Below are 14639 nucleotides of genomic sequence, written 5' to 3'. Positions count from 1 at the left end.
ACTCGTCAGCAGCGACCGCCCACAGTGAGCACGGGAGCGGCCAGAACTTCGCCCGACGCGTCTCGCCGAACGAGGGTGCTGGGCAGTTCGACTGCGATTCCCTTCACGCCAGAGGCCAGCGGAGCGCCGGCGCCCACCCACGCGCGCGCGAGCTGGTCTTCGCCTTTCAGCATCCGCTGTGCACGCACACCACCGGTGCCGCGCCCCTTGGCCGGAAACTCGCTGAACGGAGAGATCTTGGCCGACCCCGGCACGATGTCGGCGAAGGCGGTCGAGTCGTTGGCGATGGTCAGCACGGCGACCTGCCCGGCCGACAGCGCCGCCTTCGGAACGACGCCGAACCACACGATCTCGTCGTCGGCGCCCAGCCGCATGCCGGCCATGCCCTGCGCGCTGCGTCCCTGGGGGCGCACGCTGCTCGCCGGATAGTGCAACAGCTGAGCCTGACGCGAGACGAAGACGAGTTCATCGTCGTCAGCCGCTGGTGCCGCACCGACGATGCGGTCGCCCTTCTTGAGCGCGATGACCTCCCAGTCGGGTTTGTCGGGCACGTCATGCTGCACGCGCTTGACCACGCCGGATGACGTGCCGACGGCCAGCGGACGTGGATCGTCGAGAGACACCACTGTCACGACCCGCTCTCCGTCGTCGAGCGAGACCAGGGTCTCAGGGTGCACGCCTCCGGAGAACTGCACGAGGCCGGGAGCACCGGCGGGGATGCCCAGCACCGACGCCCGCAGCATGCGACCGTGGTCGGTGACGACGCCGAGCTCGGCCCGCGTGGTCGTCTGGATGCTTGCGGCGAGCCCGTCTGACCTGCGCCGTCGACCGGTATCGAGTTGATCGCCGACCTGCAGCGCCGGCGGGGCCTCGACGCGGGTCGGCTGCCCGTCAGCTGGTGCACGTTCGGCCGTCTGCGCCTCGTCGATCGACTGACGCACCAGTCTGCCGTTGGCGCCCAAGAGCACCGCGCAGGGCTCATCTGGAATCTCGAGAGGCACATCGGCAGCGACGGTGCGGGCGTCTTCGGTCAGCAGCACGGTGCGGCGAGGCTGGCTCAGCGCCTCGGCGACCTCGTCGAGTTCGCGGGCCACCTGGTCGCGCAGGCGACGTTCGCTGCCCAACAGCTCGGTGAGCGTCTTGATGCGCCTGCGCAGGTCGTCGCGCTCGCTCTCGAGCTCGATCTGGCTGAACTTCGTCAGGCGACGCAGCCGCAGCTCGAGGATGTAGTCTGCCTGCGGCTGGCTGAGGTCGAAGACGCTCATCAGACGACCGCGCGCTGTCTCGGTGTCGTCGCTCGAGCGGATCAACGCGATGACCTCGTCGATGTCGACGATCGCGATCAGCAGCCCCTCGACCAGATGCAGGCGTTCCTGCGCCCGGTCGAGACGATGCTGGCTGCGGCGACGAACGACCTCGATGCGGTGCGCATTGTAGACGCTCAGCAGTTCGACGAGCCCGACCGTGCGCGGCCGACCGTCGACCAGCACGACGTTGTTGATGCCGAAGTTCGTCTCGAGCGGCGTGTGCCGGTAGAGCGATGAGAGCACGGCCTCGGGAGAGAATCCGTTTTTGACGTCGATGATCAGACGCAGCCCGTTGTTGCGATCGGTGAGGTCGTGCACGTTCGAGATGCCCTGCAGCTTCTTCGCCGTGACACCGTCTTTGATCTTCTGGATGACCGACTCGGGGCCGACCATGTACGGCAGCTCGGTGATGACGATGCCCTGGCGCCGTGGGCTGACCCGCTCGATCGAGGCTTTGGCGCGCATCGTGAAGATGCCGCGGCCGCGTTCGTAGGCGTCGTGCACGCCGTCGAGACCGACGATGCTGCCGCCGCTGGGCAGGTCTGGGCCGGGCAGCAGGCGCATCAGGTCGTCGACAGTGGCGTGCGGATGCCGGAGCAGGTGCACGGCGGCAGCGATCGCCTCGCGAGGGTTGTGCGGCGCCATGTTCGTCGCCATGCCGACCGCGATGCCGCTCGTGCCGTTGATCAGCAGGTTCGGAAAGGGCGAGGGCAGCACACTGGGCTGCTGCAGCTGATTGTCATAGTTGGGCACGAAGTCGACGACGTTCTCGTCGAGGCTGTCGGTCATCAGCATGGCCGCAGCGGTCAGTCGGGCCTCAGTGTATCGTGATGCCGCCGGGCCGTCGTCCAGCGAACCGAAGTTCCCGTGGCCGTCGACCAGCGGCACCTCCATCGCGAAGTCGCGCGAGAGACGCACCAGTGCGTCGTAGATCGCGGAGTCGCCGTGCGGGTGCAGTTTGCCCATGACCTCACCGACCACGCGGGCCGACTTCACGTGCCCCTTGTCGGGGGAGAGGCCCATCTCACGCATCATGTAGAGGATGCGCCGCTGCACGGGCTTCAACCCGTCGCGGGCGTCGGGGAGCGCGCGCGAGTGAATCACCGACATCGCGTACTCGACGTAGCTGCGCTGCATCTCGGTCGTGACGTCGATGTCTTCGATGCGCTGCTTCGGCTGATCGGTCGCGGTGCTGCTCATGGTCTCCAGTCTGCCTGCTCGGTCTGCACCGGCCTGGGGTCATCCGCCTGCTGTGCGAGACTGTACCGGTGACTCGGATTCTACCCGCCCCCACCGACAACACCGCGTTCATCGAGGACGTGGCGCGAGAAGGCCTCGAAGCCGTGGTGGGCCAACGCACCCGCTCGTCGCTCGAGCTGCCTGCCTGCGATCACTTCGCCATCGTGCTCGTCGACGGGTTGGGCCGGCACAATCTCCAGGCCCGCTCCGGGTACGCGCGGCATCTGCTGCAGGCCGACCGCCGGCATCCGCATCGCACCCTCAGCGCCCGCCTGCCCACCACGACCGCAGCGTCGCTCACCTCGCTGGCGACCGGCCTCGCCCCGGCGGCGCACGGCATCGTCGGCTACAGCGTCTACGATCGCGATGCCGCGACCGTGCGCAACCAGCTGAGCGGCTGGGGGCCAGAGATGTCACCGGCGACCTGGCAGCCGCACCCCACCCTGTTCGAACGCGCGAGCAGCCTCGGCGTCGAGGCCTTCGCCGTCGGTCCGGCCGACTACGAGCACAGCGGGTTCAGCGAGGCGACTCTGCGTGGGGCGCGCTACGTCGCGGCCGACGCTCTCGACGACCGCTTCGCCGCACTCGCAGACATCCGCCGCCACGCCACGCGTTCGCTCGTCCAGGTGTATGTGCCGGAGCTCGACAAGATCGGCCACCGGCGGGGCTGGGAGTCGCCTCGATGGTCGGCGATGCTCGAGCAGATCGACGCGGCGATGGCAGGCGCCCGGCTCGACCGCGGCGGCTGCAGCACGGTGCTGACCGGCGACCACGGCATGCTCGACATCGCCGAGGGCGATCACGTGCTGCTCTCCGAATGGTCGGGCGCCGAGGCCATTCTGGCGACCGCTGGGGAGCCGCGCTGTGTGCAGCTGGTGCTCGACGGCGCGGCCGATCACGACGCGGTGGCGGCCGATCTGCAGCGCCATCTCGACGAAGCTGCAGGCGTCGACGAGTTCGTGACGTGCACGCGCGGCGAGCTGTGCGACAGCGGGCTGCTCGGCTCTCCGGTGGATGCGATGGCTCGGCACCGTCTCGGAGACATCGCCGTGGTTGCTGTGGGCAAACGCGCCGCCCTCTATCGCGGGCTGCAGGCAGACGAGGCCTCGCGCCGCATGATCGGCCAGCACGGCGGCTTCAGCAGCTGGGAGCGCGAGGTGCCGCTGATCCGCTGGTGAGAGGCTACTTCTCGTCGTGCGGTTTGGTGCCGAACACGATCTCGTCCCAGCTCGGCAGGCTCGGCCGCCCCTTGCGCGGAGCCGCGGCGTCAGAAGCCGAAGCGCTCTGACCGGGATGGTCGGCCGCCGGCTCGGCCGCCTCGGGCAGTTGCTCGGGAACGACGTGCAGTCGCGCTGGGGATGCCGGACGCAGGCCCGCCTGCTCATCGGACTCTGGCTTCTTCTCGGCGTCATGCCGACGACGCAGGGCCTGGAGCAGGTCTTCGGTCTCGCTGTGCACCTTCGGCCGCTCACCGCGGAGTCCGTCGGGAGCAGTGCGCACGACGTGGTCGGTCGGTGTCACACGGCCTGGTCGTGCCGACGTGTCGGGAGTCGTGTCGCGGGCAGGCGAGGAGGCGTCTGCCTCGGAGCGATCATCATGCTGGCCATGGCGGGCGCGCAGCGCGTTCTCCCACAGTCGGGCACCGTCGGCGCGGGCAGTGGCCGGGTCTGGGATCTGAGTCGAAGACGGTGCTGCGGCGGCGTCCTCTTCTTCACTGCTCTCCAGCGGGAAGGTGTCGACGGTCGTCGCCGCGTCGACCAGGCGCAGCCGCACCGGCTTCACCGGCTCGAGGTCCTGTGCGCTCGAGAGCTGATCTGCCTCTTCGTTCGCCGGCGTCAGCTGGCGACGCCGCGGGTCGAAGAACCAGCGTGCGGCCCGATCGGCGTCATCTGCAGTGTATGCCACCTGCACGGTCCAGCGTCCGTCGTCTTCGCGCCAGCTGGACCACATCGTGTGCTCGGCGCCGCGGTTGACCAGTCGATGCGCGATGATGTGCCCGAAGGTCGACGTCTCTGCGCCCTCTTCGTTGAAGTGCAGGGGAACCTCTTGGGCCATGTCGACCATATGCTCGAGCTCAGCGATCACCGGCGCCTCGAACTTGGCGATGTACTCGGCTTCGACGCCGAAGTGATCGGCGACCTGTTCGCTGGTGAGCCCGGATCGCAGGAGCTGCTGCACCTCACGCGGTGCCGGCAGTGCACTGCGAGGTGCGGCAGACGGCAGGGGGCGCCGCACTCGAATGGCCTGTCTCAGCTCGGGCGTCACCGGCACGGCGAACTGCTCGCCCTGGGGATCGACCAGCAGCAGCCGATCGTCCTCGGTTCCGACGAATTTCAGCTCGCGCACCATGGCCTCCTCGCGATCTCTCATCACTGTCTCTGACATCTTGCCACCTGCACCGGCCCGAGATCTGCAGGCTTGCCGTGTTTTCTCGCGAGCAGTGCGGAACCCCGAATAAAATCGCACGGTTTGCGAAACGTCAGACAATGATGCATGCTATCTGCGCCACAGCAAGCAGAACGGACACAGACATGGCCACAGACTATGACGCGCCTCGGCGACAAGAGGACGAATCCGATTCGCTCGACGCACTGAAGCAGAGCATCCCCTCGAAGCCGAAGGCGACCGCCGACGACGAGAACGACACGAGCGAGTACGCTCTGGCCGACGGACCAGATCTGTCAGACGCCGAACTCGACGTCGTCGTGCTGCCTCCGCAGGAGAACGAGTTCACCTGCGTGGAGTGCTTTCTGGTGAAGCACCGCACACAGTTCGATCACGAGAGCTCGCTCGGACCGGTCTGCAAGGACTGCGCCGCCTGAGCCAGCCGGATCTCGGCGGCCAGCTCGTCTGCATGCCGAGATCCGATCAGCCAGTAGGGCGTCGGGTCTTCGGGATCGATCACCGGGATGCGGATGAGATCGACTCCGCCCCGGAAGGCCACGAAGGCACGCAGGTCGAGCTGCCCGCGTATCTGTTCGAGCGCCTCGTCGCCTCTGCGATAGACCACGGGATCTCCCAGCGCCGCGAGCGGAATGCTCGCACGGCCGACCCGCAGCCGGTCGGAGGCGAGCGTGATCAGGGGAGAGGCCAGCCAGCTGATGGACGCGAAGAGCACGAAGAGCACGGGACCGACGATGAAGCCGGTGACGGGGCTCACTTTGTAGAAGACCGTCGCGAAGGCGGGAATGATCAACAGCAATGCGATATAGGCCCCACCATGAGGTCGCAGACGTTCTCGATAGATCATCAGTCACCGGTTCTTCGTACGCTGATCCACACGCACTCGGGCATGTAGGCTGGACACCGTGAATTCTAACGTCCAAGTGCTCTTCACCGGAGCAGCCGCGCCCGTCTATGCACGCCCCGGCGACGCCGGAGCAGATCTCTGCGCCAACGAATCGACGACCGTGCCCGCCGGTCAGCGGGCGATCGTCGGCACCGGCCTGTCAATCGCCCTGCCTGACGGATTCGTCGGGCTCGTGCACCCGCGCAGCGGTCTTGCACTCCACAGCGGAATCACAGTGCTCAACACGCCCGGCACCATCGATGCGGGCTACCGTGGCGAGATCAAAGTCATTCTGTTCAACACCTCAGACCAGGACTTCACCATCAGACCGGGTGATCGCATCGCGCAACTCGTCGTGCAGCGCTTCGAGCGGGCAGAGTTCGTCGAGGTCGAACGACTGCCAGGCAGTGCACGAGCGTCGCAGGGCTTCGGCTCGACCGGCGTCTGAACGCGAATCTCCGCGAGCTCACCCTCAGCCACCTGAATTGAAAGGATCCGAACGTGTTCGGAAGAAAGTCACGCGCCGATCGGCACGACGACCAGCAGACCGCAGACGCAGCCGATGCGCAAGAGGCCGTCGACGAGTCGGCTGACCAGCACGACGCAGACACCGCGGCCGCTGCAGCCGCGCCGTCCGACGGCGACGCCGACGAGACCGTCGAGCCCAAAGAGCTGCTCGAGGGCCGCGACGAGCAGGGGCCGTTCGACTTCGGGGAGTTCACCGCTTCGCAGCCGCTGATCGACTTCGGGTCGATCCTGCTGCCGCCCAAACCCGGACTCACCATCCGCGTCGAGGTCGAAGAGCCCTCGAAGCGCCCGGTTGCCGTCACGTTCGAAGACGAGGGCACCCAGCTGCAGGTCCAGGCGTTCGCCGCTCCGCGCAGCGAAGGTCTCTGGCACGAGGTGCGCGAGCAGATCACTCAGCAGCTGGGTGTGCAGAAGGCCGCCCACCGCGAGTTCCAGGGCGAGCTCGGTCTCGAGGTGCACGCAGCCGTGCAGACGCCGAACGGCACCCAGGTCGTGCGCTTCCTCGGCGTTGACGGTCCGCGCTGGTTCCTGCGCGGCGTCGTCTCAGGCGCGGGTCTCGACAATGAAGAGACCGCCGAGCGGATGAATGCGCTCTTCCGCTCTATCGTGGTGCGCCGCGGTGCCGAACCTCGTGCCCCACGCGAGCTGCTGCCGCTGAGCCTGCCCCAGCAGAACGCCGCAGACTCCGTGCCGGCAGATGCGTGACCTGCTCGACCAGGACAGCCTCGATGCCAAGACCGTCTGGGCCTCGCTCGGCGGAGTGCGAGGCCTGGCAGAATCCGCGCTGCCCGGCTTCGTCTTCATTCTGATCCAGACCGTCACCCGGCAGCTGCCCTGGTCGGTGGGCGCCAGCCTGGTGCTGGTCGCGGTCTTCGTCGTCTGGCGTCTGGTCCGGCACGAATCGCTGCAGTCTGCGTTCGCAGGGCTCTTCGGCGTGGCTCTCGGCGCGGTGCTCGCCCTGGTCACCGGCCGTGCCTCCGAGAACTATCTTCCCGGGCTGATCGTCAATGCGGTCAGCGCGACCGTGCTGCTGGTCTCGCTGCTGGTGCGCTGGCCGCTGGTCGGGGTGGCCGTCGGCGCGATGCGCGGGGATGCGACGCTCGCGCATGAGAATCGACTGCTGCTTCGAGCGGGTGCGCTGGCGACCGGCGTCTGGGCCGCGATCGCACTGGTGCGTCTCGCCGTGCAGGTGCCGCTCTATCTGCAGTCCCGCGCTGACGACGACATCGTCGCGCTCGGCGTCGTGAAACTGGCGATGGGGCTGCCGCTGCTCGCCGTCGGGGTGCTGCTGACGTGGCTGCTGCTGCGGCCCGTCATCGTCGCCCTGGACGAGATCACGCGTCGTGAGGCAGAGAGCACCCACCCCGATGCCGATGCCGATGCCGATGCCGATGCCGATGCCGATGCGCAAGCGTGATCATCGACAAGAAGTGAGGACATCCTTACTGGAATTCACACTGCGAATCGGACCATTCTAAAGAAGAATTTCAATGATGAGAGGGGCAGCATGTCCGTAAACAGTTTCGGTGCTCGCGACACACTGACCGTCGGCGGCCAGGACTACGAGATCTACCGGTTGGACAAAGTCCCCGGCCATGAGGTGCTGCCATACAGCCTGAAGGTACTGCTCGAGAATCTGCTGCGCACCGAAGATGGTGCCAACATCACTGCCGAGCACATCAAGGCACTCGGCAGTTGGGATCCCGACGCTCAGCCCGACACCGAGATCCAGTTCACTCCGGCTCGCGTGGTCATGCAGGACTTCACCGGCGTTCCCTGCATCGTCGATCTGACGACGATGCGTGAGGCGATGAAGAACCTGGGCGGCGACCCCGCCAAAATCAACCCGCTCGCCCCTGCCGAGCTCGTGATCGACCACTCCGTCATCGTCGACGTCTTCGGTCAGTCCGACGCCGTGCAGCGCAACGTTGAGATCGAGTACGAGCGCAACGGCGAACGCTATCAGTTCCTGCGTTGGGGCCAGCAGGCCTTCGACAACTTCAAGGTGGTTCCGCCGGGCACCGGCATCATCCACCAGGTGAACATCGAGTACCTCGCCCGCGTGGTCTTCGACAAGCAGCTCGAAGACGGCACGGTGCAGGCATACCCCGACACCTGCGTCGGCACCGACTCGCACACCACGATGGTGAACGGCATCGGCGTGCTCGGCTGGGGCGTCGGCGGCATCGAAGCCGAGGCGGCCATGCTGGGCCAGCCGGTCTCCATGCTCATCCCGCGCGTGGTCGGCTTCAAGCTGAGCGGCGAGATCCCCGCCGGCGTGACCGCGACCGACGTCGTGCTCACCATCACCGAAATGCTCCGCGATCACGGCGTGGTCGGCAAGTTCGTCGAGTTCTACGGCAAGGGTGTTGCCAGCGTGCCACTGGCGAACCGTGCCACCATCGGCAACATGAGCCCCGAGTTCGGCTCGACCGCCGCGATCTTCCCGATCGACGACGTGACCCTCGACTACCTGCGTCTGACCGGTCGCAGCGACGAGCGGGTGGCACTGGTCGAGGCCTACGCCAAAGAGCAGGGCCTCTGGCACGATCCCGAGCACGAGCCGCACTTCTCGGAGTACATGGAGCTCGACCTCTCGACCGTCGTGCCGTCGATCGCCGGCCCGAAGCGCCCCCAAGACCGCATCAAGCTCAGTGAGTCGAAGCAGTCGTTCGAGAAGACGCTGCCGACCTACGCCGGTGAGACGAGCGAGGTCCCGGTCGAGTACGCAGGCCAGAGCTTCGATCTGAAGAACGGCGCCGTCGCGGTTGCCGCGATCACCTCGTGCACCAACACCTCGAATCCGTCGGTCATGATCGCCGCCGGCCTCGTGGCCAAGAAGGCTGTCGAGAAGGGGCTCAAGCAGAAGCCCTGGGTGAAGACCTCGCTGGCTCCCGGGTCGAAGGTCGTCACCGACTACTACGACAAGTCGGGGCTCACCCCATACCTTGAAGGCGTCGGCTTCTACACCACCGGCTATGGCTGCACCGTGTGCATCGGCAACACCGGTCCGCTGCCCGAACCGATCAGCGAGGCGATCAACGAGAATGATCTCGCCGTCACCGCCGTGCTCTCAGGCAACCGCAACTTCGAGGGTCGCATCAGCCCCGACGTGAAGATGAACTACCTCGCCAGCCCGCCGCTGGTGATCGCCTACGCGTTGGCCGGCACGATGGACTTCGACTTCGAGACTCAGCCGCTCGGCCAGGACGGAGACGGCGCAGACGTCTATCTGAAAGACATCTGGCCGACTGCAGAAGAGGTTCAGCAGACCATCGATTCGTCGATCGACCGTGACATGTTCACGTCGAAGTACGCATCAGTGTTCGAAGGCGACGAGAAGTGGCGCGGCCTGCCGACGCCCGAGGGCAAGCTCTTCGAGTGGGACGACAACTCGACCTACGTGCGCAACCCTCCGTACTTCGACGGCATGTCGAAGGAGCCGACACCGGTCAGCGACATCAGCGGCGCACGTGTGCTGGCCAAGCTGGGCGACTCGGTGACCACCGACCACATCTCGCCGGCCGGTTCGATCAAGGCAGACACTCCGGCTGGCAAGTACCTGTTGAGCAAGGGCGTCGAGCGCCGCAGCTTCAACTCGCTGGGTTCTCGACGTGGCAACCACGAGGTCATGATCCGCGGCACGTTCGCGAACATCCGCCTCAAGAACCTGCTGCTCGACGGCGTCGAGGGCGGTTACACCCGCGACTTCACGCAGGAGGACGGCCCGCAGTCGTTCATCTACGACGCCGCTGAGAACTACCAGAAGAGCCAGACTCCGCTGGTCGTGCTCGCCGGCAAAGAGTACGGCACAGGCTCCAGTCGCGACTGGGCTGCGAAGGGCACGCGTCTGCTGGGCGTCAAGGCGGTCATCGCCGAGAGCTTCGAGCGCATCCACCGCTCGAACCTGATCGGCATGGGCGTCATCCCGCTGCAGTTCCCGGCCGGCGAGTCGTACGAGTCGCTGGGCATCGACGGCACCGAGATCTTCTCGTTCTCTGGCATCGAACGACTGAACGACGGCGAGACCCCGGCCACGGTCACTGTCACGGCGACTCCGAGCGAGTTCTCGGCCGAGGGCAAGCAGCCGGTGACCTTCGAGGCCGTGGTGCGCATCGACACCCCCGGCGAGGCGAACTACTACCGCAACGGCGGAATCCTGCAGTATGTGCTGCGTCAGCTCGCTGCGTAGCCTGTCGGCCTGAGACACCGCTGAGACGTCACTCGTCGAAGCATCAGCAGTCTGAGGCAGATTCCGATGAAAGGGCTCGCGCCCACTCGAACCGAGTGGCGCGGGCCCTTTCGCACAGTCGGAGCACGTAGCATGAGTCCAAGCACTGAGAGGTCAGCATACGCATGGCAGAGCACAGAGACATTGAACGAGCATCCTCGGCCTCGATTCACGAGGCGCAGGCAGACGCTCCGGGCGGTCTGCTCTCCGGCGTCCACGGCCCACGTGATCTCGACCAGCTCTCGACCGCACAGCTGCGCGAGCTCGCCGACGAGATCCGCGAGTTTCTGATCACCTCCGTGGCACGCACCGGAGGGCATCTCGGGCCGAACCTGGGCGTCGTCGAGATCACCATCGCGCTGCATCGGGTGTTCGACTCGCCGCATGACCCGATCGTCTTCGACACGGGGCACCAGACGTATGTGCACAAACTGCTGACCGGCCGCCAGGACTTCTCGCATCTGCGCCAGCGCGGCGGCCTCGCCGGCTACCCGCAGCGTTCCGAGAGCCCGCACGACATCGTCGAGAGCTCGCATGCGTCCTCCTCGCTCTCGTGGGCCGACGGCATCTCGCGTGCGCTCACGCTGCGCGGCGAGACAGATCGAACCGTCGTGGCGGTGATCGGCGACGGCGCTCTGACCGGTGGCATGGTCTGGGAGGCCATCAACAACATCTCTGACCAGAACGACCGTCATCTGGTGATCGTGGTCAACGACAACGGACGCTCCTACGCGCCCACGATCGGCGGCATGGCCCGCTACATGAACGAGCTGCGCACGCACGTCGGCTACGATCGCGCCTACAAGGCCAGCCGTCGTTTCTTCTACCGGCTCGGGCGCCCCGGCAGGTTTCTGTTCAACAGCGTGCGCGGCGGCCTCTACGGCCTGCTGCGGGCGCAGACCGGCGAGGACTACGCCCTCTTCTCGAACCTCGACATCAAGTACATCGGCCCGGTCGACGGCCACGACATCGAGGCCATGGAGGTCGCCCTGCGTCAGGCCAAGCGCTTCGGGCACCCGGTGATCGTGCACGCGGTGACGCACAAGGGGCACGGCTACGAACCAGCGCGTGCCGACACTGCCGACCAGTTCCATGCCATCGGCCGCATCGACCCCGACACCGGCCAGCCCATCTCGACGGTGAAGTCGATCACCTGGACTGCGGTCTTCTCAGACGAAATGCTCGATCAGGCCCGTCGGCGGCCCGAGGTCGTGGGCATCACCGCAGCCATGCGGCTGCCAGTCGGGCTCGACGCGATGTCGCAGGCCTTTCCCGATCGGGTCATCGACGTGGGCATCGCCGAAGAGCACGCCGTGGCCTCAGCTGCCGGCCTGGCCTTCGGCGGCGCACACCCGGTTGTCGCGCTCTATGCGACCTTCCTCAACCGTGCCTTCGACCAGGTGCTCATGGACGTCGCCCTGCACCGCGCCGGCGTCACCTTCGTCCTCGATCGAGCCGGAGTGACCGGCCCCGACGGCGCCAGCCACAACGGACAATGCGATCTCTCCACGCTGCAGCTGGTGCCCGGCATCCGCATCGCCGCACCCCGCGACGCCGCGACGCTGCGCGAAGAGCTCAGCGAGGCCCTCGACGTCTCAGACGGCCCGACCGTGCTGCGCTACCCGAAGGGCGCGGTGAACGAACCGCTGCCCGCGCTCAGCCGGTCGACCGACGGCGTCGATGTGCTCTTTCGGTCGACCAGCCGCGACGTGCTGATCGTCGCGATCGGCGCGATGGCCCCGACCGCCCTCGAGGTCGCACGTCGACTGCACGAGCAGGGCATCGGTGCGACCGTGATCGATCCGCGGTGGGTCGTGCCGGTGCCGCACTCCGTGCTCACCCGAGCGGCCAGGCATCGACTGATCGTCACCATCGAAGACGGCCTGCGCGTCGGCGGCATCGGCACGCGCATCAGGCAGGACATGCGCGACGCCGGCATCGACACCGGGCTCACCGAGTTCGGCCTGCCCGACGAGTTCTTCCCGCATGCCACCCGCGACCAGCTGCTGCACGACTCGGGGCTCGACGCGGCTGCGATCAGCGACCAGGTCATCCAGATGGTGCTCGGCACACGCGTGCCCAACGCTCGCGGGGCGCGCCCCGAGCATGCTCCAGAGTCGAGCCACTTCGATGTGCCAGATCGCCGCGCGTCATCCGACGGTCGCTGAGCCGATCACGGCGGCCTGCGGAGGTCTACGCCGAGGCGGCCTCGCGGAAGGCCTCGTCGATCGGAGCGGCGGTGAGTTCAATCTGCCACGGTCGAGCCCCGAGCTGCGCAAGGCGTTCGGCGGTCTCGGCGACGCCGACCGGCTCAGTGGTCTCCCAGGCCAGCTCACGCAGCACTCGCGGCTGCAGCAGGTTCTCGACCGGCAGATCGTGCTCGTCGGCGATCGCGATCAGCGTCGACCTGGCCGTACGCAGGCGCCGATCTGCCTCGGGATGCTGGCGCCCCCACGAGCGGTGATGCGGGATGCCCTCGTGCGGTACGCGCACATCGACCGGCTCCCGGCTGGCTCGGGCGCGCTGCACGGCCGCCCACCAGTGCCGCAGATCGGAATGCGCGCCGCGCCCGTTGAACTCGCGCAGCGCCAGCAGCTCGTGCTCGTTGCGCACCGGGTTGGTGGCCGCGGCCATGATGGCGCGATCCGGGATGAGCCGGTGCGGCGAGAGATCGCGCTGCTGTGCCAGCGCGTCGCGCTGATTCCAGAGCTCGCGCACGATGCGCAGCTGCCGGGGCGTGCGAGCGGCGGTGATTCCGCTGGTGCGGCGCCAGGGCTCGCCGGGCTTCTGCCGCGGTTCGAAGTCCATCTCGGCGGCGAACTCCTGCCGAGCGATCTCGAGCTTGCCCTGATCGGCCAGGAGACGCTCGACCTCGTCTCGCAGCTCGACGAGATACTCCACGTCGAGTGCCGCATACGCGAGCCAGTCCTCGGGCAGCGGACGTCGTGACCAGTCAGCGGCCGAGTGCTCTTTCTTCAGGTGGATGCCGAAGAGATCGTCGAGCAGACCGCCGAGGCCGACGTGGGGCAGATTCAGCAGTCGTGCGCCCAGCTCGGTGTCGAAGAGGGCGGCAGGGGAGAGACCGAGCTCGTGGAGCGAGGGGAGGTCTTGGGTCGCCGCGTGCAGCACCCATTCCTGTCGGCCGATGACGCTCTGCAGCTCGGCCATGGCCTCGCCGTCGAAGGCGATCGGATCGAGCAGCACCGCCGGCTCGTCGCCGCGGCGCATCTGCACCAGATAGGCGTTGTCGTGATAGCGGAACCCGCTGGCCCGTTCAGTGTCGAGCGCCAGCGGCCCATCGGCTCCCTCCAGCCGACTCATCGCGTCTTCAAGCCCGCTCGGGGTCGCCACCACCGGTGGAATGCCGTCTGCCGGACGCACGACGAGATGTGAGGGATGGTCTTCGACGTTCACAGCGTGGATGAGCCTTTCGCATACGAGTGCGGGTCGGTGAGTGTGGGCAGCAGCACCGAGATCTCGCCCGGCACCGGGGGCAGACTCGCCGCCTCGCTGATGAGATCGATCCAGGCCAGCAGATGCGGGGTCACCGGCTGATCGCCCTCGGCCGACCACGAGGCCCGCAGCTCGATCTCAGTGCCGTCGGTCTCGGTGCTCAGCGCGCCGAAGCCGGAATTGATCGTCTTGGTGACTGTGCCCGAGATGCTGTGGTAGTGCGCGTGCTCCTGGTGAAGCCCGTCTTCGAGCCACGACCAGACCACTCCCGCCACGAAGGGGTCAAGACCGAGATCGGCCTCGAGCGGGGCTTTGAGATACGCGATCACGCGCAGCGTCGACCCCCAGCCGTCAGGCGGCTCGGGGTTGTGCAGCAGCACGAACCGTGCGCTGGCGCGCGAGTGCACAAAGGTCGACCGGGTGTCGACCTCGACGGCGAAGGCGACGGCCTCAGGTGCGATGTGCGACGGAGCGTCGATGCGCTCGAGCACGATGTCGGAGCGATGACGCACGGCAGAGAGCTCGCGCAGGAGGTTCGCGAACTCCGGGCTCATCTCTTCGTCTCTGCGCGCTTCGGTCACGCAAGCAGACT

12 protein-coding genes are annotated in these 14639 nt (G+C 67.0%); 7 read left to right on the top strand and 5 right to left on the bottom strand.

Features of this window, described 5'->3' with window-relative positions:
* Positions 1–5 precede the first annotated feature (5 nt).
* Positions 6–2507, bottom strand: a complete 2502-nt coding sequence (locus tag LRX77_RS00320; RefSeq protein WP_231830856.1) for a DNA gyrase/topoisomerase IV subunit A — start codon at positions 2505–2507, stop codon at positions 6–8.
* Between the two features lie 68 nt (positions 2508–2575).
* On the opposite strand from LRX77_RS00320, the gene LRX77_RS00315 reads away from it, so the two are divergent.
* Entirely contained in the window at positions 2576–3724 is a 1149-nt protein-coding gene (locus tag LRX77_RS00315) for an alkaline phosphatase family protein (protein ID WP_231830855.1), read from the top strand.
* Positions 3725–3728: 4 nt separating this feature from the next.
* Here LRX77_RS00315 and sepH read toward each other — a convergent pair whose 3' ends face one another.
* Complete coding sequence (gene sepH, locus LRX77_RS00310; protein WP_231830854.1) at positions 3729–4931, bottom strand: septation protein SepH; 1203 nt, start codon at positions 4929–4931, stop codon at positions 3729–3731.
* Positions 4932–5077: 146 nt separating this feature from the next.
* Between sepH and LRX77_RS00305 the strand changes: the two genes are divergently transcribed.
* Entirely contained in the window at positions 5078–5368 is a 291-nt protein-coding gene (locus tag LRX77_RS00305) for a DUF4193 family protein (RefSeq protein ID WP_231830853.1), read from the top strand.
* Here the strand turns inward: LRX77_RS00305 and LRX77_RS00300 are convergent.
* Positions 5323–5796 carry a DUF3093 domain-containing protein gene (locus tag LRX77_RS00300; RefSeq protein WP_231830852.1) on the bottom strand — a complete coding sequence of 158 codons (474 nt, stop codon included), beginning with the start codon at positions 5794–5796 and terminating at the stop codon, positions 5323–5325. The two genes, LRX77_RS00305 and LRX77_RS00300, sit on opposite strands and share 46 nt — an antisense overlap.
* A gap of 58 nt (positions 5797–5854) precedes the next feature.
* Here LRX77_RS00300 and dut point away from each other — a divergent pair, with 58 nt between their 5' ends.
* The 5 genes from dut to dxs all read left to right on the top strand — a co-directional run bounded on the left by dut (position 5855) and on the right by dxs (position 12762).
* On the top strand, positions 5855–6283 hold the full coding sequence (gene dut / locus LRX77_RS00295; protein ID WP_231830851.1) for a dUTP diphosphatase: 429 nt from the start codon (positions 5855–5857) through the stop codon (positions 6281–6283).
* Positions 6284–6336: 53 nt separating this feature from the next.
* Positions 6337–7068, top strand: coding sequence for a DUF3710 domain-containing protein (locus LRX77_RS00290; protein WP_231830850.1), 732 nt, complete (start codon positions 6337–6339; stop codon positions 7066–7068).
* Positions 7061–7780 (top strand): DUF3159 domain-containing protein, encoded by a 720-nt coding sequence (locus LRX77_RS00285; RefSeq protein ID WP_231830849.1) that lies wholly within the window; start codon positions 7061–7063, stop codon positions 7778–7780. The genes LRX77_RS00290 and LRX77_RS00285 overlap by 8 nt, the downstream gene beginning before the upstream one ends.
* A gap of 90 nt (positions 7781–7870) precedes the next feature.
* Positions 7871–10555, top strand: a complete 2685-nt coding sequence (acnA, locus tag LRX77_RS00280) for an aconitate hydratase AcnA (protein ID WP_231830848.1) — start codon at positions 7871–7873, stop codon at positions 10553–10555.
* 164 nt (positions 10556–10719) lie between these two features.
* Complete coding sequence (dxs, locus tag LRX77_RS00275) at positions 10720–12762, top strand: 1-deoxy-D-xylulose-5-phosphate synthase (RefSeq protein ID WP_231830847.1); 2043 nt, start codon at positions 10720–10722, stop codon at positions 12760–12762.
* A 25-nt stretch (positions 12763–12787) separates the two neighbouring features.
* On the opposite strand, the gene LRX77_RS00270 is transcribed toward dxs, so the two are convergent.
* Entirely contained in the window at positions 12788–14008 is a 1221-nt protein-coding gene (locus LRX77_RS00270) for an HRDC domain-containing protein (RefSeq protein ID WP_231830846.1), read from the bottom strand.
* Positions 14005–14628, bottom strand: coding sequence for a DUF3000 family protein (locus tag LRX77_RS00265; protein WP_231830845.1), 624 nt, complete (start codon positions 14626–14628; stop codon positions 14005–14007). Before LRX77_RS00265 ends, LRX77_RS00270 begins: the two co-directional genes overlap by 4 nt.
* Positions 14629–14639: the final 11 nt, after the last annotated feature.

It is taken from the genome of Pseudoclavibacter sp. 13-3 (assembly GCF_021168475.1).
Classification (GTDB): Bacteria; Actinomycetota; Actinomycetes; order Actinomycetales; family Microbacteriaceae; genus Pseudoclavibacter_A.
This window is presented reverse-complemented; position numbering and strand designations above follow the sequence as displayed.

Excerpts from the sequence above, each read along its gene's own strand:
- LRX77_RS00300 (WP_231830852.1), bottom strand. The coding sequence starts at position 5,796 with ATGATCTATCGAGAACGTCTGCGACCTCATGGTGGGGCCTATATCGCA.
- sepH (WP_231830854.1), bottom strand. The coding sequence starts at position 4,931 with ATGTCAGAGACAGTGATGAGAGATCGCGAGGAGGCCATGGTGCGCGAG.
- LRX77_RS00285 (WP_231830849.1), top strand. The coding sequence starts at position 7,061 with ATGCGTGACCTGCTCGACCAGGACAGCCTCGATGCCAAGACCGTCTGG.
- acnA (WP_231830848.1), top strand. The coding sequence starts at position 7,871 with ATGTCCGTAAACAGTTTCGGTGCTCGCGACACACTGACCGTCGGCGGC.
- LRX77_RS00320 (WP_231830856.1), bottom strand. The coding sequence starts at position 2,507 with ATGAGCAGCACCGCGACCGATCAGCCGAAGCAGCGCATCGAAGACATC.
- LRX77_RS00305 (WP_231830853.1), top strand. The coding sequence starts at position 5,078 with ATGGCCACAGACTATGACGCGCCTCGGCGACAAGAGGACGAATCCGAT.
- dxs (WP_231830847.1), top strand. The coding sequence starts at position 10,720 with ATGGCAGAGCACAGAGACATTGAACGAGCATCCTCGGCCTCGATTCAC.